The following is a 23,907-nucleotide window of genomic DNA, read 5'->3' on the forward strand; positions in this document are numbered from 1 at the left end:
CCGTAACAGCAAAGGCCGGGTTTGCACCCGGCCTTTGCGTTGCCCTCGATCAAACGGTCGCGCTCACTTCCACGGCCACGCCTTCAGCTCGTACTCCTTCGGCGGCGTGTCGCCGGCGAGGTAGTGCACGAAGTAGTCCCAGCGGCGGCGGGTGACGTAGGGGGTGGCGTCGCCGTAGGCGTGGTGGGCGTTGGGGATCATCAGCAGGTCGAAGTCCTTGTTCGCCTTGATCAGCGCGTCGACCATCAGCAGGGTGTTGCCGGGCGGCACGTTGTCGTCCATCGTGCCGTGCACCAGCATCAGCCGGCCCTTGAGTCGCGCCGCCTGGTTGGGGTTGGCCTGGTCGTCGTAGTTGCTCTTGCCATCCTTGTTCTTGACCAGTTCGCCCTGGTACTTCTCGGCCCAGTCGTCCTCGTAGTGGCGGTTGTCGTGGTTGCCGCTTTCGGACCACGCGACCTTGAAGAAATCCGGGTAGCGCAGCATCGCGCCGGTGGAGGCGTTGCCGCCGCCGGAGTGGCCCCAGATGCCGACGCGGTCGAGGTCGATCCACGGGTAGCGCTTGCCCAGTTCCTTCAGGCCGGCGACCTGGTCGGGCAGCGTGTTGTCGCCCATGTCGCCATACCAGGTGTCGTGGAACGACTTGGAGCGCCACGGCGTGCCCATGCCGTCGATCGCCACCACGATGAAGCCCAGCTCGGCCATCGCCTGGTGGTCGGCGCGCGCGGAAGAGAAGCTGCGCCCGCGCACCGAGCCGGTCTGCGGGCCCGGGTAGATGTAGTCGATGATCGGGTACTTCTTCGAGGCATCGAAGTGCGACGGCTTGAACATCATGCCGTACAACTCGGTCTTGCCGTCCCGCGCCTTGACCGTGATCGGCACCGGCGGCACCCAGCCGGCCGCCTTCAATCGGGTGATGTCGGCGCGGGCCACGGTAGCAAGCGTACGGCCGTCGTCGGCAGCCCGCAGCACGGTGACCGGCGGCGCGGTCGGCGTCGAATAGACGTCCACGAAGGTCTTGCCATCGGGCGACAGGGTGATCTCGTGATTGGCCGCTTCCGGCGTCAGCAGCACCGGCTTGCCGCCATCCAGGCCGACCTTGAAGAACTGCTGGTAGTAGGGGTTCACACCCGGCGTGCGGCCCACGCCGCGAAACCACACGGTGCGCGACTTCGCATCGACCTTGAGCACCTCGGTGACGTTGCCCGTGCCGGTGGTGATCGCGTGCTTGAGCTTGCCGGTGTCGAGGTCGTAGAGGTACAGGTTGCCCCAGTCGTTGCGCTCGCTGAACCAGATCGCCTCATGCGTGGCCGGCAGGTAGCGCCAGTTGACCGCGCCGTTGCCGCTTTCGTAATACGTCGGCGAGGTTTCCTCGAACACCGTGCGCACCTTGCCGGTGGCCGCATCGGCGATGCGGAACCAGGCGTGCTTGTGGTAGCGCGAGGTGGAGACGAAGGCCAGGGTCTTGCCGTCGGGCGCCCACTTCACGTCGTCCCAGCCGCCGTCCGGACCGCAGCTGACGTCGTCGCACAGGGTGGAACGGTGCTGGTCCGGCGGCATCTGCAGGCGCGTGACCTTCTTCGTCGCCACGTCGATGATGACGCGCTCGATCATCGTCACGTCCTTGTCGCCCACCAGCGGGTACTTCCATTTCTTCAACTTCGGATGGCCGACCGTGGTGCTGATCAGGTACATCTCGCCGGTCTTGCGCTGGTCCTGCTGGAAGGTGGCGATCTGCTTCGAGTCGGGCGACCACGCCACGATCGCCTTGTCCGTGTGTTTCCAGCCGGCGTTGTCGGTGGCGTAGCCGAAGTTCTCGACGCCGTCGGTGGTGAGCCGGGTTTCCTTGCCGGTCGCGACGTCGCGCAGCCACAGGTTCCAGTCGCGGATGAAGGCCTCGCTCTTGCCGTCCGGCGACAGCGCGCCGGGTTCCTTGCCGGTCTTCACCAGCGTGGCGCGATCGACGCAGCTGGCCTCGGCGGCGACGAGGTCGCACACGTAGTGCGTGCTGCGCACGGTGACGTCGATGCGGCCGTCGTGCTTCGCCTCGTAAGCGGTCACCGGCAGCTTCATCGCGTCGACCGGCTTGCCGCCGGCCTTGCCCAGCGCCGCGGCCAGCTTCGCCTGGTCGAACAACGGCATGGCCTTGCCGCTGGCCGCATCCATGCGGATGAAGTGATCGCCGCGCTGGTCATGGTCGACGTACCAGAAATGGCCATCGTCCAGCCAATGCACGGCCGTCACCGCGTGGTCGACCAGCGGCGTGGTGTTGTAGCTCATGAAACGCTCGGCCTGCGCGTAGTCATTCGCGTCGAGCACCCGCCCATGCGCGGCGGCGACGCCGGACAACAGCCCCAGAAACACCGCGCCACAAAGGCGCAACTTGCCGAACCTTGAATACATCTGTTGATCTCCCCGAACCCGGATGCGCAACCGCCGGTGGTTGCGTCGACACACGTCCTGCCGATGCTAGCGCGATATCGCCTTGCCCACTCTGTGCCAAAGGTCCACGTGACCCGCCACCCGCCCCTTCGGCACGATGCGCCGCCGCAGGGTTTCGCCTACCGCGGAACTGGCCGGTGGACGACACGGAATGGCGAACACGCTTGTTGCGGATCGCCATGATGCAAAGACCCACCTGTTCGACATGCGAACAACCCACTCCGACTCTGGACTGCACCGGTATCAGGAAGGCAAGATTGCCCGGCCGGCACGCCCTGCAAGCTCGACTTGGCGCGCGGTTGTTGCCTGTGAAACAACCCGCATGAGGCGTTTCATCCGCCTCGAGTGCCGTGCATTCACCTACGTTGGAATGACATCAAAATAGGGACTATTGATGAAAACACGCAATGCATTGACCGCCAGCTGTCTGTTCGCCCTGGCGCTGTCCGGTTGCGCCACCATGTCGACGACCGATGCGATGGTGCCCTTGCAAACCGAAACCGCACACATGCTCGGCCTGGCCTCTTCAGAGGAGCTGACGATCACTGACGTCAACGCCGGAAAGCCGGACGCACTGGGCGGTCAGGATTACACCTATACGGCAGCGACGAAATCGGGACGGACGTTCGACTGTTCGGCACGCATGACGCCGGGCATCATGGGCGCCGCGCCGACCATCTCGGCCCCCACCTGCAAGGCGATCAAAAGCCATTCCTGATCGTCCCGCATCCGGTCGTTGACCAGCCAGCAGCCCCGAGCCCCAGGCGAGGGGCTGTTGTTTTTCCGGGGTTGGCCGGATCGCGCCATTTGTCGGCAACGAGGAGCCTGTCCGCAGCCGCATCAACGCAGCGCCGCCGTCAGCTCCACCAGCCAGTCGACGAACACGCGCAGGCGCGCCGGCATCTGGCGTTGTGGCGGATAGAGCACGGTCATCGGCAGCGAGGGTGGCGGGAACGCCGGCAGCAGCTCGCGCAGCTGGCCGCGCTTGAGTTCGGCGGCGACGCGGTAGCGCGGGATCTGCGCGATGCCCAGGCCGGCCTCGCAACAGCGGTAATAGGCTTCGGCGCTGCTGACGCTGACGCAGCCGGGCAGCGCGACCTCGCGGCGCTTGCGCCCGACCATGAACTCCAGCGGCTCGACGCGGCGGGTGGTGGGCGAGATCCAGTTCACCGCCACATGGCCGTCCTGCAGCGCGGCGAGCGAGTCGGGCGCGCGATGCCGGCGCAGGTAGGCGCTGCTGGCCACGGTGGCCAGCTCGAAACGGCCGACGCGGCGGCCGACCATGTCCGAATCGGCCAGTTCGCCGATGCGCAGCACGCAGTCCACGCCTTCGCGCACCAGGTCGACGAAGCGGTCGCCGGTGCCGATGTCCAGGTGGATCTGCGGATAGCGGGCAAAGAAATCGCGCAACGCGGGAATCACCAGCAGGCTCGCCAGCGAGGCGGGCAGGTCCACGCGCAGGCGTCCCTTCGGCTGCACCCGCGCCTCGCGGAAATCGGACTCCACCTCGTCGACGTCGGCAAGCAACCGCACGCAATGGCGGTAGTAGGTTTCGCCGTCGCGGGTCGCCTGCACGCGGCGGGTGGTCCGCAGCAGCAGCTGCGCACCCAGCCGCGCCTCCAGGCGCTTGATCGCGTGGGTGACGGTGGCGCGCGGCAGGTCCAGGTCCCCCGCCGCCGCGGTAAAGCTGCCCAGTTCGACGATCCGCGTGTACAGCCGCATGGCCTGCAGCCGGTCCATCGCCATTGTTGTTGCTCGTGGAATGATGATGGCAATTATTGAGTATTTATCGAATCCCCGTCACGGCGCACCATGCGTCCACCCTCACCCACCGGAGCCATCCGCATGCAGACCCGCACCCTCGGCAACCGTTCCGCTGCCCCCCGCGTCTCCGCCCTCGGCCTCGGCTGCATGGGCATGAGCGCGTTCTACGGCGCACACGACGACGCCGAATCGATCGCGACCATCCACCACGCGCTGGAGCGCGGCCTCAACCTGCTCGACACCGCCGACATGTACGGTCCGCACACCAACGAGCTGCTGGTCGGCAAGGCCCTCAAGGGGCGCCGCGAGCAGGCCTTCGTGGCGACCAAGTTCGGCATCATGCTGGACCCGAACGACGCGCAGGCACGGGGCGTCAACGGTCGCCCGGAATACGTGCACGCCGCCTGCGACGCGAGCCTGAAGCGGCTCGGCATCGACACCATCGACCTGTACTACCAGCACCGCGTCGACCCGCAGGTGCCGATCGAGGAAACCGTCGGCGCGATGGCCGAGCTGGTGGCCGCCGGCAAGGTGCGCTACCTGGGACTGAGCGAAGCCTCCGGCGCCACGCTGGAGCGCGCCTGCAAGGTGCATCCGATCGCTGCGCTGCAGAGTGAGTTCTCACTGTGGACGCGCGACCCGCAGACCAACGGCATGCTCGCCGCGTGCCGCAAGCTCGGCGTGAGCCTGGTCGCCTACTCGCCGCTGGGGCGCGGCTTTCTCACCGGCGCGATCCGTTCGCCGGACGATTTCGAGGCCGGCGATTACCGGCGCCACAGCCCGCGTTTCGTTGGCGACAACTTTGCGCGCAACCTGCAGTTGGTCGAACAGGTGAAAACCATTGCCGCCGACAAGGGCTGCTCGCCTGCGCAGCTGGCGCTGGCCTGGGTGCTGGCGCAGGGCGAGGACGTGCTGGCCATCCCCGGCACCCGCAAGCGCAGCCGGCTGGACGAAAACCTCGGCGCGCTGGACGTGCAGCTCAGCGCCGCCGAGCTGAAGGCGATCGACGCGGTGTTTCCGCCCGACGCGGCCAGCGGCGAGCGCTACGTCAGCAGCGGAATGCGGATGGTCAACGCGTAAGGACGGAACTCGAAAGACCCGCAGGAGCCCGCTCGCGGGCGATGCTCCTGATGCCGGGATTCGCAAAAGCGAGAGGCTCGCCCGCGAGCGGGTTCCTGCGAGAGCGGCGGGGTAAACTTGGGCAAATGAGCACCCCCGAACATTCCCCGCTCGGCAAGGACACCGTCTACGCCGACCGCTACGACGCCAGCCTGCTGTTTCCGATCCCGCGCGCGGACAATCGCGCGCAGATCGGCGTGGCGGAGACGCTGCCGTTCCACGGCGTGGACATCTGGAACGCCTACGAGTTGTCGTGGCTCGACCCGCGCGGCAAGCCGCAGGTGGCGCTGGCCGAGTTCCGCGTGCCGGCGGCGTCGCCGTACATCATCGAGTCGAAATCGTTCAAGCTGTACTTGAACGGTTTCGCGCAGGAATCCATCGCCGATATCGACACGCTCGCCGAAACCCTGCGCCACGACCTCTCCGCCGCCGCCGGCGCCGTGGTCGGCGTGGAGCTGTCGCCGCTGCGCGCCGCGGCCTTGCCGGTGGTCGAGCTGGACGGCGAGCTGCTCGACGCGCAGGACCTCGCGATCGACCATTACGGCCCGCCGCGGCCCGAGTACCTGCGCGCGGATGCCGCGGCGACCGCGGTGGAGGAAACGCTGGTCTCGCACCTGCTGCGCTCGAACTGCCCGGTGACCGGCCAGCCCGACTGGGGCAGCGTGCAGATCGCCTACCGCGGCGCGCCGATCGATCACGCCGGCTTGCTGCGGTACCTGGTCTCGTTCCGCACCCACAACGAATTCCACGAGCAATGCGTGGAGCGCATCTTCGTCGACCTCACCCGCCACTGCGCGCCGCTGCAGCTGCGCGTGCACGCGCGCTACACGCGCCGCGGCGGGCTGGACATCAATCCGTTCCGCAGCAGCACGCCGGCCACACCGGACAACCCGCGCACGGTGCGCCAGTAGTCGCGGCAACGCACTGTCACCACCGCGTGAAAAGTTCGGCAGGCGCGCGCGGCCGCTAATCGGCGCTTCATTTGCGCGGCGCTAGCCTCGGCGGGTGGGTCATGCCGACCAACCGTCCATGGAGTTCCGATGAAACGATCAACTGTCTTGATGGGCCTGTTGCAAGGCGCCGGCCTGGCCAGCCTGCTGCTGCTCGCCGCCTGCGGCAAGCACGATGAACCGGCCACCCCCGCCGCGACCCCCGCTGGCAGCGCCGCGCCCGCGGCGTCGGTGCTGCCGACGCCGGCCCCCGCGCACACCGCTGCCGCGGCGCCGGCCGCCAGCAGCGCCATCGCGCCGGCGACCACGACGGCCGCGGCCGCTGCACCGGTGCCGCTGGCCTTTGCCAAGCTGACCGTGGGCGACGCCGTCGACAAGGGCCACCAGGTCACCCACGCGGCCGAACGCTTCGACGCCGACGATCACACGCTCTACGCCAGCGTGGCCACCGTGGGCAGCAGCCGCGACGCCACCATCGACGCCACCTGGCGTTACCTCGAAGGCGGCGGCCAGCTGGTCAGCAAGATCAGCCAGTCGATCGCCACCGATGGCCCGGCGATCACCACCTTCCAGGTGCACAACCCGGACCTGTGGCCGGAAGGCAAGTACACCGTGGACATCACCGTCGACGGCAAGCCTGCCGCCAGCCAGGATTTCCGCATCGGCAAGAGCTGATCGGAAAGGACTCCCCGGGTCAGGTTCGCCCCATGACCAATGGTGCAGGCGCGGCCCGGTGGCCGCGTCTACACTGGGCGCCGGCCTAACGCCCGGGGAATCCACATGCGCCTGCGTTACCTGTTGTGGCTGCTTTGCGGCCTGCTGCTGGCACCGTTGTCCACGATGGCCGCCGGCACGGTGGCCTTGTCGCAACCCTCGGTTTCGCCCGACGGCAACCGGATCGCCTTTGTCGCCAACGGCGGCATCTGGAGCGTGTCCGGCCAGGGCGGCAGTGCCACCCTGCTGGTAGCCGATGACGGCGGCAACGATTCACGCCCGCTGTATTCGCCGGACGGCCAGCAGCTCGCGTTCCAGTCCGACGGCGGCGGCGAAGCCAGCGGCATCTACCTGCTCGACCTCGCCAGCGGCGTGGTGCGCCGGCTGACCTGGGCCGACGGCGGCAACCAGCTCGATGCGTGGTCGCGCGACGGCCAGTGGATCTATTTCAGTTCCGCGCGCGACAACGTCGGCGGCATGGCCGGCGTCTACCGCGTGCGCGCCAGCGGCGGCACGCCGATGCCGGTGTCGCTGGAGCGCTATCGCAACGAGTCGATGGCCGCGCCCTCGCCGGACGGCATGTCGCTGGCCGTGGTCGGCGGCGGCATGGGCGACTGGCAATGGTGGCGCCACGGCCGCAGCCACATCGACGAAGGCGCGGTATGGCTGCTGCGCGACGACGGCAGCCACCAGTACCGGCGGTTGACCGCCGACGACGCGCGCGCCGAATGGCCGATGTGGGCGCCGGACGGCAACACCCTCTATTACATGAGCGACCGCAGCGGCGCGGAGAACATCTGGCGCGTGCCGCTGGGCGGCGGCAACGAGTCGGCACTGACCCGCTTCGCCGATGGCCGCGTGCTGTGGCCGAGCCTCGCGGCGAACGGCAAATTGCTGGCGTTCGAGCGCGACTTCGGCATCTGGACACTGGATCCGGCCAGCGGCCACGCCGCGCCGCTGACGATCACCCTGGCCGGCGCGATCCGCGGGCCGCAGCCGGAACACGAGAACCTCAGCCACGGCTACAGCCAGATCGCGCTGTCGCCGGATGGCAAGAAGCTGGCCTTGATCGCGCACGGCGAGGTATTCGCCACCGACGCCGCCGATGGCGGCCACGCGCGGCGCGTCACCCGCACCGCGGCCGAGGAATACGACCTGGCCTGGGCGCCGGACAGCCGCCGGCTGGTCTACGGCTCCAGCCGCGACGGCCACGGCCAGCTCTACCTTTACGACTTCGCCAGCGGCAAGGAATCCGCGCTCACCCACGGCGCCGGCAGCGACACCGCGCCGCGCTTCTCGCCCGACGGCAAGCAGCTGGCCTTCCTGCGCAACGACCGCGAGCTGTGCGTGCTGGACATCGCCAGCGGCAAGCTGCGCAGCGTGGTGAAGGCGCGCATCGACCTGCCGCGCCCGCTCGATTCCACCGCGCCGTTCGCGTGGTCGCCGGACGGGCGCTGGCTCGCCTACCTCGACTTCGGCCCGCGCATGTTCCGCAACGTGCACGCGGTGGCGCTGGCCGACGGCAAGCAGGTGGTGCTGAGTTCACTGGCCAACACCGACGCGGACAACGTCTCGTGGAGCGCCGACGGCCGCAGCGTGCTGTTCACCACTGGCCAGCGCACCGAGGAGGGCCAGGTCGCCCGGGTCGACCTGCTGCCGCGCACGCCGGTGTTCCGCGAGGACCGTTTCCAGGATCTGTTCAAGGCCAAGGCCGACGACGACAAGCACAAGGGCAAGGCCGGCGATCACGCCGACGACAAGCCGCCGGCGAAACCCGTGCGCATCGACGCCGACGGCATCCGCGAGCGGCTGAGCCTGCTGCCGGTGGGCCTGGACGTCGGCGCCGCGCAGATCAGCCCGGACGGCAAATCCCTGCTGCTCACCGCCCAGGTCGCCGGTACGACGAACCTCTACAGCTGGTCGCTCGACCCGCTGGCGAAGGAGCCGCCGGTGGCGCGCCAGCTCACGCATACGCCGGGCGACAAGCAGGACGCGCAGTTCAGCGCGGACGGCAAGCAGGTGTTCTACCTCGACGCCGGCAAGATCCAGTCGCTCAAGCTGGACGACAAGGGTGACGCCAAGCCCGAGGCGCTGGCCGTCGACGCCGCGATGGAGGTGGATTTCGACAGCGAGAAGCGGGTGGTGTTCGAGCAGGCCTGGCGCTGGCTGCGCGACACCTTCCACGACCCGGCCATGCACGGCACGGACTGGAACGCGGTGCACACCACCTACGCGCCGCTGGTCGCCAACGCGGCCACGCCCGCCGCGCTGTACCGCCTGCTGAACCTGATGGTGGGCGAACTCGACGCCTCGCATTCCGGCGCGCGCGCGCCGCAGAAGCGCGAGTCGATCACCGGTCGGCTGGGCCTGCTGTTCGACCGCGCGGAATACGAAGCGCACGGCCGCCTTCGCATCGCCAGCGTGCTGCCACTGTCGCCCGCCGCCGTGGCCGGCGGCATCGAGCCCGGCGATTACCTGCTGGCGATCGACGGCGAACCGCTGGACGCCGCCAGCAACCTGGCCCAACGCCTGGCGCACCGCATCGGCGACAAGGTCAGCCTGCGCATCGCCGCCAACGCCGCCGGCACGCGTGCCCGCGAGGTCGCGGTCAAGCCGATCGACTCCAGGGATCTCTCCGAACTGGTCTACCGCGCGTGGACGGCGGACAACCGCGCCTACGTGGCGAAAGCCAGCGGCGGCCGTCTGGGCTACGTGCACCTGCGCGACATGTCGTATGCGTCGCTGCAGGATTTCTACAAGGACCTGGACGCGCAGAACGCCACCCGCGACGGCGTGGTGATCGACATCCGCAACAACTTCGGCGGCTTCGTCAACGCCTATGCGCTGGACGTGCTCGCGCGCCGCCCCTACCTCAACATGACCTTCCGCGGCTTCGACCAGGCCGAGCCCGCGCGCAGCATCCTCGGCCAGCGCGCGCTGGAACGCCCCACCGTGCTGATCACCAACCGCGTCACCCTGTCCGACGGCGAAGACTTCTCCGAAGGCTACCGCGCGCTCGGCCTGGGCAAGATCGTCGGCGAACCCACCGCCGGCTGGATCATCTACACCTCCGCCGGCAAGCTGATCGACGGCGGCACCGTGCGATTGCCCTTCATCACCATCACCGACAACCACGGCCAGCCGATGGAAGACCACCCCCGCCCCGTCGACATCCCGGTCAGCCGACCACTGGGCGAATCGTTCCAGGGCAAGGACAGCGAGCTGGACGCGGCGGTGCGGAGTTTGCTGGGGACGGTGGGTGGCGCGGGCAAAAGTTGAGGCGACCCGCCGAACGCGGCAGGCAGGCTGTGCTTTGCGCATGACAAGCCATGTCGGGCCGAGCTGCAATGAACCGCAGACCTCAGATGTTGCTGCGAGGACGGCGCATTATCCGGCCGTCCATCGCCGTCAGACATCTCGGCGCCCTCCCCCAACAAGCAGACGGCTGCCAACGAAACTGGGGCCCTATCTCGTCGGCGCAGGGGCCCCTGCTGCGAGCGCCAGACCCACGACCTCGTCGGCACCACCCCAGCCCTGGACAACGCGTGCACCAAACCGATACAGACCACACCTGCCGGGCGAACCTCCGTCGCACAGCCAGACACTCCGGCCTTTGGCGAACACGTGTTGGACCAGTTCGGCCACGGTAGCCACGGAGATGGCATCGGCGATGTGGTTGGAGCCGTCGGAAACCCAAAAACTGCTGTAGCCGTGGTGCTTCGAAAACCGTATCCACGGATAGAAACGGCTGCCGTCAGCGTGGTGAAACCACAGAGAATCGTCGATCAACTCGCGCTTCATTGGCATCTCCTTCAACAACAGGCATCCCTGACGACTACCCCAATCGCCACTGGTCAGCCACTCTTTTCACTCCCGCACAAACGCGATGGATCACGCCAATTGCGCGGATCCACACGCCAACTATTGAATCCAGCATGCGACGCGCAGCCGGGCCCGGTCGCGGGCTGGTCCAATCAGTACGGAAATTGTTCGTTGCCGATGGAGCAGCAGAAAAAGCGCTGCGCAAGAAAAAAAATGGTGCGCCCGGCGGGATTCGAACCCACGACCACCGCCTTCGGAGGGCGGTACTCTATCCAGCTGAGCTACAGGCGCATTGTGTGGCCGCGCGCGGGTGGCCGATGGCCGGACCGCGGGGAGCGGCAGTATAGCCGAGTTGGTTGCGCGGCGGCATCCGGGCCGGCGGGAACCGTAGGAGCGCGCTTGCGCGCGATGCCTTCCGTCACGCGGCGAGAGCGGGGGTCCGGGGCGAGCACCGCCCCCTCACCTCAATCCTCTCCCCGGAGGGGAGAGGAGGCGAAGGCAAGAAGCGCGCTGCCTGATTAAAGCGGTTTCAGCAGTTCGGCCAGGGTGTCGGGTTTGCTGGTGTCGCGGACCAGGTGCGGGTATTTCAGGCCGTCGTGGTAGGCGATGCGCACGGTCTGGTACTCGTCGAAGTTCTTCACCAGCAGTTCGATGGTGGCGTTGTTGTCCTTGGCCGCGGCGGTGATGGCATCCTTGAGATCGTCGGCGTCGTAGTCGTGGCCGTTGACGGCGATCACGCTCATGCCGGGGGCGACGCCGGCCTTGAACGCGGGGCCGTCCCACAGCACGTCGGCGATGCTGCCGTCGTTGCCGATCGACAGGCCCAGCGAGTAGGTGAAGTCGGCCTGGTGGCGACGCTTCTCCGCGGCCTTGACCGCGTCGGAGGGCTGGTCGGTGTAGACCAGTTTCCAGCCGTGCGATTCGATGCCGCCGGTCAGCGGGCCGTGGCCGTCCAGGCGCGTGCGCAGGTAGCTGGCCCAGTCGAACGGCGCCACGCCATTCAAGGTCCTGACCACGTCATCGAAGGTGTAGGTGTTGACGTTCCATTGGCCGTTGTCCATGCCGAAAAAGGCGCGGGCGAAGTCGTCGATGGAACGCTTGCCGTGGCTGAGTTCGCGCAGCTTGCCGTCGACGTCGAGCCAGATCATCTCGCCGGCGGAGTAGTAATCCTCGCTGGACTGGTAGTTGCGGTACGGCAGCGGCGCGCGCTTGGCGATCACCGGGTCGTTGGTGGTGTCCTGCACGTTGCGCCAGCTGGCCAGGCCGGGACGGCCGCGGTCGTAGGTGGCGGCGACGTAGGCCAGCGTGTCGCGGGTGTGCTCCGCGTTCCACAGGCCCGAACGCGCGGCCATCACCTGGCCCCAGAACTGGGTCTGGCCTTCGTACACCCACAGCAGGCTGTCGCCCATCGGCACGTTGAAGGTCGGCGTGTAGAGGTCCGCGCCGCGGCGGTATTTGCCGTTCCACGAGTGGTTGAACTCGTGCGAGAACAGGTCGCGCGCGGCGACGTTCTTCTTCCACTCGGTGAAGAAATCGGCCGAGGTGCCGTCCTCGCTGGAGCGGTGGTGCTCCAGCCCGATGCCGCTCATCTTGTCGCTCAGCGAGACCAGGAAATCGTAGTGGTCGTAGTGGTGCGCGCCGTACAGCTTGTACATCTGCTGCACCAGGTTGCGGAACGCCTTGAGCTGGTCGGGCGTCACCTCGAGGTACTTCGCCGCGTCGGCGACCAGGTCCAGGTGCACCGGTGCCTTGGCGCCCGGGTCGAGGTCCAGCCGCTTGAAGTGCTTGCCGGCGAAGATCGGCGAGTCGACCAGGTTCTCGTAGTCGATCGGCTTGAAGTGGATGGTGTCGCCCTCGCGCGAGGCGACCTCCAGCGCGGTGCCGGCTTGCCAGCCGGCAGGCAGTTTCACGCTGGCCTGGGCGGGGATCTGGCGCGTGTAGTAGCCGGCCGGGTAGAGCGACACCGCGTTCCACTGCAGGTTGAGCATCTCCGGCGTCATCACCACGCGGCCCTGGCGACGATCCTGCGGCGACAGGAACTGGAACTGCGCCTCCACCTGGGTCGCCCCTTCCGGCACCACCACGTGGAACGCGAAGACGTCGAGCGAATCGCGTGTCCACGGCAGGGTCTTGCCGTTGGCGGTGACCACCAGCCCGGCCAGCTTGTCGATCGGGCCGGTGGGCGAGTGGTTGCCGGGCAGCCACTGCGGATAAAGCAGGGTCAGCGGGCCGGGCTGCGCCGGGATCACCTCGTGCACGCGGAAGATGCGGCGGGCGACGTCGCTGGCGTCCACGCTGATCTTCAGGCTGCCCTGATAGGGCACATTCTGCGCGGCCGGGACATCGGCAATGGCGCTGAAACTGGCCAGCGCCAGGGCACTGGCGGCGACGGCGGCGGCGAGGCGGGTGAACTTCAAGGGCGGCTCCCGGATGATGGAATGAGGTGGCGCCGGCCACGCCGGCCGCGCGGGAAGGCGGCCGGCATGAGCTGGCGACAGGGGCGAACGCGGGCTTTCGATGCTAGTGCGCGCCGCCGGCGCCCACCCCTGCCGAAGGTCACGATCGCCGCGCCCGCAGGGCCGCGAGGCGCGTCCTGGCGTTGGCATTCATCGTGCTTTGCTCCACCGCAAACCACTCCGGATATTCCGACCGCCGCCATGCCCGCCCCTGCCCTCCAGCCACAACCCAGCGAAGACGCCGCGTTCCGCCGCGACTACGCCGGCTATCTGGCGCAGCGCATGGGGCCGATGATCCACGCGCTGATGGCGGTGGCGCTGTGCGCCTACCTGCTGGCGGTGGTGGTGCGCGGCCTGCTCGGCGCCAGCCCGAACGAGTTGCTGTGGCAGCTGATCCCGGCCCCGCCGATGCTGCTGGTGGTCATCGCCGCGCGGCAGTGCCGCGAGCCGCTGACCCTGCGCATGCTCGCCCTGCTGTGCGTGGTGCTGCTGCAGATCGGCATCAACCTCGCAGGGTTCTGCGGCACGGCCGGCGCGCGCCAGCCGCTGCCGGGCCTGCTGCTGCCGGTGGCCTCGTCGGTGATCTGGTTCGGCCGCTGGGATTTCCTGATCGCGATGGCGCTGTGCGCGCTGGGACCGCTGCCGATGCTGCTGCACCTGGGCGACGGCGAGCGCACCTTGCAGTACTCGGTCTACATGGCCATCTCGGTGTCGCTGGCGACGGTGCTGCGCGCGTTCATGGCGCGCACCCTGCTCGAACAGTTCAAGCTGGAGCGCTTGCTGCGCGAACGCGCCGAGACCGACGGCCTCACCGGCGTGCTGCTGCGCAACCGTTTCCTCGACCTGGGCCGCATCGCGCTGCACGAAACGCAGCAACAGCGCCAGCCCATGGCGATGCTGTTTCTGGATGCCGACCACTTCAAGCGGATCAATGACGAATATGGCCACGCCGCCGGCGACGCCGCGCTGGTGGCGCTGGCCGCGCGCTTGCGCACGCAGGCCCGCAGCAACGACCTGATCGGCCGCATCGGCGGCGAGGAATTCGCCATGCTGCTGCCCGGGGTGAACCTGGAGCAGGCGCTGCTGCGCGCCGAGCAACTGCGCCTGGCGGTGGCCGCCAGCCATCACCCAGGCGGACACCTGAGCGCCAGCATCGGCGTGGCGGTATGCACGCCCGGCTGCTGCGACAGCGTCGAGAGCCTGCTGGCCCGCGCCGACCTGGCGATGCGCCAGGCCAAGCGCGAAGGCCGCGACCGGGTGGTCACGGCCCTCGCCAGCGCCTGAGCGGGATCAGGGCTCGCCGGTGGCGAGCTTGCTGTGGCGCATGCCGTAGAAGAAGTAGATCGCCAGGCCGATCGCCATCCAGATCACGAAGCGCCACATGGTGACGATGTCCAGCCCGCCGATCATGTGGAACTGGCCGTCGGTGACCCACGGCCAGCCGATGATCAGGAACAGCGAGAACACGATGCCCAGCGGCGCCAGCAGCCACAACGCCGGCGTGCGGAAGCGCCGCTCCAGCTCCGGCTGGCGGATGCGCAGGATCAGCACCGAGGCGCAGATCACGATGAACGCGGACAAGGTGCCGATGTTCACCAGTTCGGCCAGCTCGCGGATCGGCAGCAGGCCCGCCGCCAGCGCGGTGAACACGCCGAGCGCGATGGTCGGGCGGTGCGGCGTGCCGTATTTCGGGTGCGACTTGGCGAACCACGCCGGCAGCAGGCCGTCGCGCGCCAGCGCGAACCAGATGCGCGCCGCGCCCAGCATGAAGGCGAACACCACGCTGGCGATGCCGCACACCGCGGCGACGTTGATGATGCCGCTGACCCAGTGCAGGTCGCGCGCGGCGAACACCGCGCTGACCGGCGCCGAGCTGGCCAGGATCATCTCCGAGCACTGCCCGGCGACCTCGGACGGATCCACGCAGCCGTTGTACGGCACCATGCCGGTGAGCACCAGCGAGATGGCCAGGTACATCGCCATCGCCACGCCCAGCGAGGCGATCACCGCCAGCGGCAGGTCGCGTTGCGGGTTCTTCGACTCCTCCGCCGCGGTGGTCAGGGTGTCGTAGCCGAATACCGCGAAGAACACGATGCTGGCCGCCGCCAGCATGCCGCCCACGCCGTAGCGCGTGCCGCCGGTGGCCGCCGCGTCATGCACCAGCGGCGGGATGAACGGAGTCCAGTTGGCCGTGTTCACGTAGAACGCGCCCACCACCACCACCACGATCACGCCGAGCACCTTGAGCGCCACCACCACCGTATTGAAGCGCGCGCCGACCTCGGTGCGTGCCACCTGCAGCGCGGCCACGCCCAGCGCCACCAGCATCGCGATCAGGTTGATGCCGCGCCCGCTGTCCGGATGCGCCGGGTCGTAGGCCGCCTGCAGGAACACTGGCAGGTGCAGGCCGGTGATCTGGGCGATCAGCGATTGCAGGTAGTTCGACGTACCCGCCGCGACCACGCCCACGATCAGCGCGTACTCCACCAGCAGGTCCCAGCCGATGATCCATGCGGGCAATTCGCCCAGCACCGCATAGCCGTAGGTGTAGGCGCTGCCGGTGACCGGGATCATGCCGGCGAACTCGGCGTAGGACAGCGCCGCGCAGGCGCTGCCGATGCCGGCCACCAGGAAGCTCAGGATGATCGCCGGGCCGGCGTTCAACGCCGCCTCGTTCGGCGCCAGCACGAACACGCCCACGCCCACGATCGCGCCCACCCCGATCGCGGTGAGCTGCCACACGCCCATGGTGCGGCGGAAATCCCGGCTGGCGCCGGCCTCGGCCTGCAGTTGCGCGACCGACTTGCTGCGTATCAGTTTGCTGAAGAAACCCATAGGGTGCTCCCCTTGAAATCAGCGCACAGCATAACAAGTCGCGGGGGTCGGGCCAGGCGTGGCCCGGCGGTGTGGCGTTTGGACGTCCAAATGGGTGCCGCACGTCCACACACCCTCTCTGCAAGGGTGCATCCGGTGCACGATGCGTTTGGCCGGGATTCGGGATTCGAAAAGACATCGACTCTCCCGAAACCGTTCGGGCTGAGCGTAGCGCCGCAGGCGCGAAGTCGAAGCCCCGCGCCAGCTCTGCCTTTCGAGTCCCTCGCTCCTCAGAACCGCAGCCATCCATGGCTGCTCCCCGCGTGCGCCGCTGCGCCGCTGCGCGGCTGCGCTCAGGGTGAACGGTGGAAGGAAGGCTTCGACGCGTGGGCGCGGGCGGCGCCGCTACGGGTTGGGGGCGGCGTGCAGGGACTCGGGTGGGCGCAGGCCGGCCAGCCAGGGCAGCGCGACGGCGCTGGCGCCGAACAGCACGACGATCGCCGCGGCAGCGCGTTCGTCGAGCGGGTCGACGCCGAACCAGCGGCCGAGCAGCAGCGGCACCACCGCGGTCAGCACGGTGCGCAGGCCTTCCAGCCAGAACGCGCGGCGACGGCCTTCCATCAGTGCGCCGATCACGCACAGGCTGGCCACCATGTACAGCGCATAGCCGAACAAGGTGGCGAAGTCCGCGTGCGCGGTGAGCCCCAGGAAATGCGTGGCCATGCCCAGCAGCAGGGCAAACTGCAGCAGGCAGTACGCGGCCATCGCCGGCGCCATCGGCGGGTCGTAGACGGCGCGATGGATGTCGAACGCGGGCTTGGGGAAGCGCGCGGCCACGTCGGCGGGACGCCAGCCGGGCCGACGGAACCACACCTGCAGCTTGTCGCGCCAGCGTCGCGCATGCCACGCATCGACCGCCGCCGCCCAATACACCTCGGCGTTCGCCCACAGCGGGTTCCAGCTGCGCAGCGGCGCGCGGGTGCCGTAGACCGGCCTGTCGGCGTCGTCCTCCTCGACGAAGGTGCCGAACAGGCGATCCCACACGATCAGGATGCCGCCGTAGTTGTGGTCGAGGTAGCGGTCGTTGGTGGCGTGGTGCGCACGATGGTTGGATGGCGAGCAGAACACGCGGTCGAACCAGCCCAGCTTGCCGACCTGCTCGGTGTGCACCCAGAACTGGTACAGCAGATCGATCAGCGCCACCGCCACGAACACTTCCAGCGGATAGCCGAGCAGCGCCATCGGCAGGTAGAAGATCCAGCCGAGCAGGCCGCCGGTACTGGTTTGGCGCAGCGCGGTGGAGAGGTTGTACTGCTCGCTCTGGTGGTGCACCACGTGCGCCGCCCACAGGATGTTCACCTCGTGCCCCATCCGGTGCAGCCAGTAATAGAGCAGGTCGTACAGCAGCAGCGCGCTGATCCACACCCACAGGCTGTGCGCCGGCAGCGCGAACAGCGCCAGGTGCTCGACGCACCACGCATAGATGCCCAGCGTGAGCAGCTTGGTGAACACCCCGGCGATCTGCGACATCACGCCCAGGCCGATGCTGTTGACGGTGTCGTTGCCGCGATAGACGCGCTGGCCGCGCACGCGCGCGACGATGAACTCCAGCGCGATCAGCGCGAAGAAGAACGGCGTCGCCCAGGTGATGATGAGCTCGGAGGTATTCATGCCGTCGATGCCTGCATCACGCCCGCCATGCCATCGTCCCGCGCCACCGAGCGGGCGATGAACCACACCGCCGCGTAGTAGCTGCCGAGCACCCACACCGCGGCCAGCGGCAGCGCGCCGTGGAAGCGGTCCCAGGCCAGCAGGCTGTCCCCGAGCATGAACAGCGCTCCGCCGATCGCCGCACGCCGCGCCGGCCGCGCCAGCACGTCGCCGGCGTGCACCCAGGCGCGCGCCAGTGCCTGCGCCGCCATCGCCGCCAGCACCAGCGCATAGACCACCACCGCACCGCGCAGCGCCGGCGGTATGGACGGCCAAAGCCACGCCAGGTTCAGCGCCGCCAGCAGCAGGCAGCCGAGCCAGGCCAGCGGGCGCGTGCCCAGACGGCTGTCGCCGAGAAAGCCGCTGATGAAGTAGAGATGGCCGATGAGAAAGGCCACCAGGCCGGCCACGAACAGGTCCGCCGGCCACATCAGCAACACGTCGCCGAGCAGCGAACAGATCAACCCGACCACGATCCGGCGCCGATAGCGCGACGTGATCGGCGGCCACGCCAGCGCCGCGACGATCACCAGCACGGTGGCCAGCGGCTTGGCTATCCAGTGCAGCCATTGCCACGCGTCGGCGCCTTCGCCGAACGCGCCGCCGAGCATGGCGGCGAGCGCAGCGCACGCCACCATCGGCGCGAGGGCGCGGCGAAACGCGGGAGACGTGCTGGCGACAGTGGACATGGGCGACGGGCGTCGTGGCGACGACGCGATCATAGCGAGCTTTCGCCCTGCGCGGCCCGCACGAGCGCGTCGACCGCCTGCCGCCCGCTGGCCGGATCGTCGGTGAAGAACGCATCGATGCCGGCGTCGAGGTAGGCGCCGATCTGCGCGACCAGCCCGGCGCGGTGGCGCGCGTGCGGATCGTCGCCGCGGCGGAACACCGGGGCGAGGAAGGTGTTCTCCGGGCGGAACGTCCACGGATGCACTTCCAGCCCGACCGCGTGCGCGTCATGCACCAGGCGCGTCGGCGGATCGAGGCGGCCATCGGCGTTCCACGGGATGACCGCGCGCAGCTCCGGGCCGATTGCGTCGGCGTAACCGGCGACCTCGCGCAAGCCTTCCGCGGTCATCATCCGCGCGTAGTCCAGCGTGCCGCCGGCGGCCACCACGTCGTACGGCTGCGCCGGCGGCACGTCGAGCAGTTGCAGCAAGCGGATGTTCGGGTGCGCCGTGCCGAGCCGTTCGCGCAGGTAGCGCAGGTTGCCGATCTCGAAGGACTGGATCTCCACCGTCGCCGTGCGCGTGTGCGCATGCCCGGCGAGCGTGGCCAGCAGCAGGTCTTCCAGCGGCAGGCCGAGCGCGCGGAAATGGGTGCCGTGCTTGATCTCCGGCACGATGCCGATGAGTCGTCCGCAGGCGGCGGATTCGGCGGCGGCAAGCTCGATCACTTCCTCCAGCGTGGCGATCGGCAACTGGCCGTCATGCGCGGTGCCGCGCAACTGCGGCAGGCGTTCGCGCGCGCGCAGCGTCTTCAGCTCGGCCAGGGTGAAGTCCTCGGTGAACCAGCCCGTCACTGCCACGCCGTCGATGTGCCGGGTCGCGCGGCGCGCGGCGAACTCGCGCCGCGCGCCCACGTCGGTGGTGCCGCCGATCTCGTTCTCGTGGCGCACCACCAGCACGCCGTCGCGGCTCATCACCAGATCCGGCTCGATGAAATCCGCGCCATCGGCGATCGCGCGCGCGTACGACGCCAGGGTGTGCTCGGGCTGCCATGCCGGCGCACCGCGATGGCCGATCACGCCGACGCGTGCGGCCAGCGGTTTTTCGCGAGGCGTGGAGACCATCGGCACGGCGCACTCCGCAACGGATCGGGAGGCCAGCATAGCCGCGCGTGGCGGAAACCTCAGTCCGGCCGATACATCTGCTTGTACACGCGGCTCACCTGCTGCTGCAGGTCGCCCGACTGCCGCGCCTCGTCGAAGGCGTCGTTGATCTGCCGCTCGCTCTGGTGCAGCGTGCGCAGGAACAGGCGCTCCTCCGGCGACAGCCCCAGCGCGTCCATCTGCCGCTCCAGCGCAGCGGCGGCGCACACGGCGGCGTCGCTCGGCGGGGGCGTAACGGCATCGGGAAGGCGGCGAGTCATGTCCATGGCGAAGCAAGACGCTTGCCAGCACGCCGCCGATCGCGCCAACGCAGGCCTGGCGCGTGGCGCGGGCGCCCGGCCGGCCCGTGCAACTGCCCCCACGCGACAACCGCGAACCCTCGCCTGCCGCCCACGGTCATCACGAAGCTGAACGCGATCGCTCACTCGTACACGTGCAGCCGGTCGAACACCCACGCGTAATAGGACGGCAGCAGCCCCGGCACGGTGCAGTCGTCGTAGCGGCCATCGCAACGATCGCGCAGGCGGCTGGAGGCGGCGAAGTACGCATCCTGCGGCAAGCCCGCCGCCTGCAGCACCATGCCGGGCAGGAACGCGATGTCGAGCATCGGATACCGCGGCAGCGCCGGCCCGGCGAAATTGCTCTTGACCATGTAGTAGGTGAGGTAGTCGCGATACGGCTGCAGCGCCGGCGGCAGGCTGCGCGGCAGGTCGCGGATCATGCCGCCGAAGGACGGCTGGTGGTCGCCGAAGTGCATCAGCACGGTCGGCTGCGGGCGGTCGAGGAAGTCGTGCTCCAGCGCGCGCATGGCCAGGTCCGAGTCGTGCAGCCGCGCCAGGTAGGTGTCGAAGTTGAGCGCCACCGCCGGCTTCAGCCCCGGCAGCAGGTGGCGGAACGCCGGCGGCAGCGACGACATCGGGTCCTCGTCGTGCGGGCCGTGCTGGTTCAGGGTGAGGATCATGATGAACACCGGTTGCCCCGGCCGCTTCACCTTGTCGTAGATGCGCTTGGCCGCGGCGAACATCTGCCGGTCGCTCTCCTCCCACTCGACCAGGCCCAGCTCGTTGACGTCGTACAGGTGATCGAAGCCGTAGTCGCGATACGCGTTGCGGCCGTTGATGAAACTGCCGACGGTGGGATAGATCGCGATGGTGCGGTAGCCCAGGCGGCGCAGCAGTTGCGGCAGCGAATCGCGCACGTGCGGCGCCAGCACGTAGGGCGCGTACATGCCGCCGGGGCCGAAGATGTCCTGCGGCATGCCGGTCAGGCTGGCGAACTCGCTGACCCAGGTGCCGCCGCCGAACGTATGCGTGCGCAGCACGCCGCTGCCGCGGGTGCGCGCATCGGTCTTGAACATCGCCGCGCGGCAGGCCGGCACGCTGCAGTCGGTGAAGTTGGCCGGGTCGAACGTGCTCTCCTCCAGCACCTGCACGATGTCCGGGTACGGCGGCGGACGATTGGACGGCAGCCCTTGCGCGGCCGCACCCCACACGCGCTCCGCCTCGCCGTCGCCGCTCATCGGCGGCAACCGCACCGCCGCGTCGCGGAAGCTGACGAAGAAGTTGGTCAGGTGCGCGTCGTCGGAGAGCTTCTCCCAGGTGTTGCGCGCGTGCACCCCGGCAAACGGACCGCCCGGCCACATGCACCACCACCACGCCGACGCGCCCAGCAGCAGCCCCGCGCCGCGCAACAGCCACGCCGGCCGCGCGCGCCAGGTGGCGAACACGCGCCAGTCCCAGCGCCAGGTGAGGTAGAGCAGCGGCGGCAACAGCACCAGCAGGCCGATGCCGAGCAGGTACAGGTGCGGATAATGGCGCAAGGTGTCGAGCAGGCTGCTGCGCACGTAGTAGACAAAGTCCGCCGGCATCAGCTGCTCGTCGAGGTAGCGCAGTTTCATCACCGCGATGAACTTCAGCGCGACGAACAAGCTGCCGGCGAGCAGCAGCGCGCTGGCGAAGCGCGCCAGCACGGCCATCAGCACCACGGCGCTGCACAGCATCAGCGAGGTGACAAACACGCGTTGCAGCGGCAGCGGCTCGCGCCAGGCCGTGCATGCCACGCACAGCACGAACAGCAGCACGGCCCCCGCACACACCGCCGGGCCGCGGACGCGGCGCCATGGAATCGAACGCATGAGCTGAGCCATCCCCCTGCAGGACCGAGCCTGCAACCGCATCTTACGACCTCGTCGGGCACCGCGGCAGCCGTCCGATCTGCTAGCTTTGGCCGTCCCCTCAGCGGCTGTTCCCGGAACCTTCATGTCCGTCCGATCCACCCCGTTCGCCCTCCCCCTGCTGGCGCTGGCCGCACTGGCGCTGGCCGGCTGCTCCGCGCTGCCGTGGCGCTCCGGCCGCGTGCCCGACGGCGCCCGCGCGCAGGTGGCGATCCTGGAAACCACCGACATCCACGCCACCGTGCTCAGCTACGACTACTACCGGCTGAAGGACGATCCCACGGTCGGCTTCGAGCGCACCGCCACGCTGATCCGGGGTGCGCGCGCCGAGTACCCCAACCATTTCCTGTTCGATTCGGGCGACACCATCCAGGGCAGCGTGCTGGCCGACTACCAGGCGCTGGTCAAGCCGGTGGCCTGCGACCAGGAACTGGCGGTGTACCGCGCGATGGACGCGGTCGGCTACGACGGCGGCACGCCCGGCAACCACGAGTTCAACTACGGGCTGGGCTTCCTGTCCCAGGTCACCGGCACGCCGATGAACGTCGACGGCAGCCGCAGCACGCATTGCGCCGGGCCGCATTTCCCGCTGGTGCTGGCCAACGTCTACAGCGCACGCGACGGCGCGCCGATCTTCAAGCCGTGGACGATCGTGCAGAAGACCATCGACGCCTACACGCCCGACGGCAGCCACATCAGGGTGCCGCTGAAGGTCGGCATCATCGGCTTCACCCCGCCGCCGATCATGCAGTGGGACCAGCACCACCTGGCCGGCAAGGTCACCGTCGCCGGCGTGGTCGAGGCCGCGCGCAAATACCTGCCCGAACTGCAGGCGCAACATCCCGACCTGGTCGTGGCGTTGCTGCACGGCGGCCTGGACACCCACCCCTACACCAGCGACATGGAGAACGCCGGCTGGTACCTGGCCGGCGTGCCCGGCATCGACGTGCTGCTGCTCGGCCACTCGCACACCGAATTCCCCGGCCCGCGCTACGCCGGCATGAAGGACGTCGACGCCCGCCGCGGTTTCGTGCGCAACGTGCCGGCGGTGATGGGCGGCTTCTTCGGCAAGGACCTGGGCCTGGTCGCGCTGGTGCTCAACCGCCAGGACGGCCGCTGGGTGGTCGACCGGGACAACAGCCACAGCGAGGTGCGGCCGATCTGCAAGGACAAGCACGACTGCGTGCCGGCGGACCCCGCGATCGCGCCACTGGTGGCGGGCGTGCAGCAGGCCGCGGTCGCCTACGTCAACACGCCGATCGGCACGAGCGCGCTGCGCATGAGCAGCTACTTCGCCGACGAGGGCAACATGACCGCGCTGGCGCCGGTCAATGCCGCGCAGATCGACTACGTGCGCCGCGAACTGCCGCTCACCCATCCCGAGCTGGCCGAGGTGCCGGTGCTCGGGGCCGCCGCCGCGTTCCGCACCGGCTTCGGCGGCCCGGCCGACTACACCGACGTGGCCGCCGGCCCGCTGACCCTGCGCAGCGCCGCCGACCTGTACTTCTATCCCAACACGCTGGCCGCGGTGAAGATCGACGGCGCCGGCCTCAAGGCCTGGCTGGAGCAGTCCGCGCGGCGCTTCAACCGCATCGACCCGGAGCAGACCGGCGAGCAGGCGCTGATCAACAGCCGCTACACCGGCTACAACTTCGACCAGATCCAGGGCGGCATCCACTACGTGATCGACGTGTCCAGGCCGGCCGGCGAGCGCATCACCACGCTCACCTTCCAGGGCAAGCCGGTCGCGCCGACGCAGCCGTTCGTCGTGGTCACCAACAACTACCGCGCCAGCGGCGGCGGCCACTTCCCCGGCCTCGACGGCAGCAACATCGTGCTGGCCGCGCCCGACGGCACGCGCGAGATCCTGGCCCACTGGATCGAGCGCAATCAGCACCTCGACGCGGCCGACCTCGAAGCCACCTCGTGGCGGTTCGCCCCGCTGAAGACGCGCGGCCCGGTGGTGTTCACCGGCGCGGCGAACAAGCTCGATGTGGCGAAAGCGGCGGGGCTGCACAACATCCGCCAGCTCAAGGACAACGGCGACGGCACGGCGGTGTACGCGGTCGATCTGTCGCACTGAAAGCGGCCAGGCCCGTTGCCGCGCCGCAACGG

Annotated in this window: 17 protein-coding genes and 1 tRNA gene; 7 read left to right on the forward strand and 11 right to left on the reverse strand. The window is 68.9% G+C overall.

Annotation, left to right across the window (positions count from 1 at the left end; genetic code table 11):
• Nucleotides 1–63: 63 nt before the first annotated feature.
• Nucleotides 64–2,400: a DPP IV N-terminal domain-containing protein gene (locus ACFCQI_RS06090; protein WP_395120520.1), complete on the reverse strand. Its 2,337-nt coding sequence runs from the start codon at nucleotides 2,398–2,400 to the stop codon at nucleotides 64–66.
• 433 nt (nucleotides 2,401–2,833) lie between these two features.
• Here ACFCQI_RS06090 and ACFCQI_RS06095 point away from each other — a divergent pair, with 433 nt between their 5' ends.
• On the forward strand, nucleotides 2,834–3,157 hold the full coding sequence (locus ACFCQI_RS06095; protein ID WP_395120521.1) for a hypothetical protein: 324 nt from the start codon (nucleotides 2,834–2,836) through the stop codon (nucleotides 3,155–3,157).
• Nucleotides 3,158–3,279: 122 nt separating this feature from the next.
• On the opposite strand, the gene ACFCQI_RS06100 is transcribed toward ACFCQI_RS06095, so the two are convergent.
• On the reverse strand, nucleotides 3,280–4,179 hold the full coding sequence (locus ACFCQI_RS06100) for a LysR family transcriptional regulator (RefSeq protein ID WP_395121279.1): 900 nt from the start codon (nucleotides 4,177–4,179) through the stop codon (nucleotides 3,280–3,282).
• 105 nt (nucleotides 4,180–4,284) lie between these two features.
• Here ACFCQI_RS06100 and ACFCQI_RS06105 point away from each other — a divergent pair, with 105 nt between their 5' ends.
• From ACFCQI_RS06105 to ACFCQI_RS06120, 4 genes are all read left to right on the forward strand, one after another.
• Nucleotides 4,285–5,283, forward strand: a complete 999-nt coding sequence (locus tag ACFCQI_RS06105) for an aldo/keto reductase (protein ID WP_395120523.1) — start codon at nucleotides 4,285–4,287, stop codon at nucleotides 5,281–5,283.
• A 125-nt stretch (nucleotides 5,284–5,408) separates the two neighbouring features.
• Nucleotides 5,409–6,233 (forward strand): NADPH-dependent 7-cyano-7-deazaguanine reductase QueF, encoded by an 825-nt coding sequence (gene queF, locus ACFCQI_RS06110; RefSeq protein ID WP_395120524.1) that lies wholly within the window; start codon nucleotides 5,409–5,411, stop codon nucleotides 6,231–6,233.
• Between the two features lie 129 nt (nucleotides 6,234–6,362).
• The gene (locus ACFCQI_RS06115; RefSeq protein WP_395120526.1) at nucleotides 6,363–6,947 is read left to right on the forward strand and encodes a hypothetical protein; all 585 of its coding nucleotides are present in this window, start codon (nucleotides 6,363–6,365) and stop codon (nucleotides 6,945–6,947) included.
• A 105-nt stretch (nucleotides 6,948–7,052) separates the two neighbouring features.
• Nucleotides 7,053–10,265, forward strand: a complete 3,213-nt coding sequence (locus tag ACFCQI_RS06120; RefSeq protein ID WP_395120527.1) for a S41 family peptidase — start codon at nucleotides 7,053–7,055, stop codon at nucleotides 10,263–10,265.
• A 186-nt stretch (nucleotides 10,266–10,451) separates the two neighbouring features.
• Here the strand turns inward: ACFCQI_RS06120 and ACFCQI_RS06125 are convergent, their stop codons facing one another.
• The 3 genes from ACFCQI_RS06125 to ACFCQI_RS06135 all read right to left on the reverse strand — a co-directional run bounded on the left by ACFCQI_RS06125 (nucleotide 10,452) and on the right by ACFCQI_RS06135 (nucleotide 13,225).
• Entirely contained in the window at nucleotides 10,452–10,787 is a 336-nt protein-coding gene (locus ACFCQI_RS06125; RefSeq protein WP_395120528.1) for a hypothetical protein, read from the reverse strand.
• Nucleotides 10,788–11,022: 235 nt separating this feature from the next.
• A tRNA-Arg gene (locus ACFCQI_RS06130) sits at nucleotides 11,023–11,099 on the reverse strand.
• A gap of 227 nt (nucleotides 11,100–11,326) precedes the next feature.
• On the reverse strand, nucleotides 11,327–13,225 hold the full coding sequence (locus ACFCQI_RS06135; RefSeq protein WP_395120530.1) for a M61 family metallopeptidase: 1,899 nt from the start codon (nucleotides 13,223–13,225) through the stop codon (nucleotides 11,327–11,329).
• Between the two features lie 240 nt (nucleotides 13,226–13,465).
• On the opposite strand from ACFCQI_RS06135, the gene ACFCQI_RS06140 reads away from it, so the two are divergent.
• Nucleotides 13,466–14,548: a diguanylate cyclase gene (locus ACFCQI_RS06140; protein ID WP_395120531.1), complete on the forward strand. Its 1,083-nt coding sequence runs from the start codon at nucleotides 13,466–13,468 to the stop codon at nucleotides 14,546–14,548.
• A gap of 6 nt (nucleotides 14,549–14,554) precedes the next feature.
• On the opposite strand, the gene ACFCQI_RS06145 is transcribed toward ACFCQI_RS06140, so the two are convergent.
• The 6 genes from ACFCQI_RS06145 to ACFCQI_RS06170 all read right to left on the reverse strand — a co-directional run bounded on the left by ACFCQI_RS06145 (nucleotide 14,555) and on the right by ACFCQI_RS06170 (nucleotide 21,753).
• Complete coding sequence (locus ACFCQI_RS06145; protein ID WP_395120532.1) at nucleotides 14,555–16,099, reverse strand: amino acid permease; 1,545 nt, start codon at nucleotides 16,097–16,099, stop codon at nucleotides 14,555–14,557.
• Nucleotides 16,100–16,483: 384 nt separating this feature from the next.
• Nucleotides 16,484–17,749: a sterol desaturase family protein gene (locus tag ACFCQI_RS06150; RefSeq protein WP_395120534.1), complete on the reverse strand. Its 1,266-nt coding sequence runs from the start codon at nucleotides 17,747–17,749 to the stop codon at nucleotides 16,484–16,486.
• Nucleotides 17,746–18,477, reverse strand: a complete 732-nt coding sequence (locus ACFCQI_RS06155; protein WP_395120536.1) for a lysoplasmalogenase — start codon at nucleotides 18,475–18,477, stop codon at nucleotides 17,746–17,748. Before ACFCQI_RS06155 ends, ACFCQI_RS06150 begins: the two co-directional genes overlap by 4 nt.
• A gap of 29 nt (nucleotides 18,478–18,506) precedes the next feature.
• Complete coding sequence (locus tag ACFCQI_RS06160) at nucleotides 18,507–19,580, reverse strand: glycerophosphodiester phosphodiesterase family protein (RefSeq protein WP_395121281.1); 1,074 nt, start codon at nucleotides 19,578–19,580, stop codon at nucleotides 18,507–18,509.
• Nucleotides 19,581–19,639: 59 nt separating this feature from the next.
• A complete protein-coding gene (locus ACFCQI_RS06165; RefSeq protein WP_395120538.1) occupies nucleotides 19,640–19,879 on the reverse strand; it encodes a hypothetical protein in 240 nt (79 codons plus the stop codon).
• 161 nt (nucleotides 19,880–20,040) lie between these two features.
• Entirely contained in the window at nucleotides 20,041–21,753 is a 1,713-nt protein-coding gene (locus ACFCQI_RS06170; protein ID WP_395120539.1) for an LTA synthase family protein, read from the reverse strand.
• 124 nt (nucleotides 21,754–21,877) lie between these two features.
• Here ACFCQI_RS06170 and ACFCQI_RS06175 point away from each other — a divergent pair, with 124 nt between their 5' ends.
• Nucleotides 21,878–23,875: a bifunctional 2',3'-cyclic-nucleotide 2'-phosphodiesterase/3'-nucleotidase gene (locus ACFCQI_RS06175; RefSeq protein ID WP_395120540.1), complete on the forward strand. Its 1,998-nt coding sequence runs from the start codon at nucleotides 21,878–21,880 to the stop codon at nucleotides 23,873–23,875.
• Nucleotides 23,876–23,907 lie beyond the last annotated feature (32 nt).

The sequence above is a fragment of the Rhodanobacter sp. FW102-FHT14D06 genome, from assembly GCF_043950705.1.
Lineage (GTDB): Bacteria > Pseudomonadota > Gammaproteobacteria > Xanthomonadales > Rhodanobacteraceae > Rhodanobacter.

Coding starts and splice junctions, on each gene's coding strand:
- ACFCQI_RS06095 (WP_395120521.1), top strand. CDS start 2,834: ATGAAAACACGCAATGCATTGACCGCCAGCTGTCTGTTCGCCCTGGCG.
- queF (WP_395120524.1), top strand. CDS start 5,409: ATGAGCACCCCCGAACATTCCCCGCTCGGCAAGGACACCGTCTACGCC.
- ACFCQI_RS06115 (WP_395120526.1), top strand. CDS start 6,363: ATGAAACGATCAACTGTCTTGATGGGCCTGTTGCAAGGCGCCGGCCTG.
- ACFCQI_RS06160 (WP_395121281.1), bottom strand. CDS start 19,580: ATGGTCTCCACGCCTCGCGAAAAACCGCTGGCCGCACGCGTCGGCGTG.
- ACFCQI_RS06140 (WP_395120531.1), top strand. CDS start 13,466: ATGCCCGCCCCTGCCCTCCAGCCACAACCCAGCGAAGACGCCGCGTTC.
- ACFCQI_RS06165 (WP_395120538.1), bottom strand. CDS start 19,879: ATGACTCGCCGCCTTCCCGATGCCGTTACGCCCCCGCCGAGCGACGCC.
- ACFCQI_RS06105 (WP_395120523.1), top strand. CDS start 4,285: ATGCAGACCCGCACCCTCGGCAACCGTTCCGCTGCCCCCCGCGTCTCC.
- ACFCQI_RS06170 (WP_395120539.1), bottom strand. CDS start 21,753: ATGCGTTCGATTCCATGGCGCCGCGTCCGCGGCCCGGCGGTGTGTGCG.
- ACFCQI_RS06150 (WP_395120534.1), bottom strand. CDS start 17,749: ATGAATACCTCCGAGCTCATCATCACCTGGGCGACGCCGTTCTTCTTC.
- ACFCQI_RS06145 (WP_395120532.1), bottom strand. CDS start 16,099: ATGGGTTTCTTCAGCAAACTGATACGCAGCAAGTCGGTCGCGCAACTG.
- ACFCQI_RS06125 (WP_395120528.1), bottom strand. CDS start 10,787: ATGAAGCGCGAGTTGATCGACGATTCTCTGTGGTTTCACCACGCTGAC.
- ACFCQI_RS06090 (WP_395120520.1), bottom strand. CDS start 2,400: ATGTATTCAAGGTTCGGCAAGTTGCGCCTTTGTGGCGCGGTGTTTCTG.
- ACFCQI_RS06100 (WP_395121279.1), bottom strand. CDS start 4,179: ATGGACCGGCTGCAGGCCATGCGGCTGTACACGCGGATCGTCGAACTG.
- ACFCQI_RS06120 (WP_395120527.1), top strand. CDS start 7,053: ATGCGCCTGCGTTACCTGTTGTGGCTGCTTTGCGGCCTGCTGCTGGCA.
- ACFCQI_RS06175 (WP_395120540.1), top strand. CDS start 21,878: ATGTCCGTCCGATCCACCCCGTTCGCCCTCCCCCTGCTGGCGCTGGCC.
- ACFCQI_RS06155 (WP_395120536.1), bottom strand. CDS start 18,477: ATGTCCACTGTCGCCAGCACGTCTCCCGCGTTTCGCCGCGCCCTCGCG.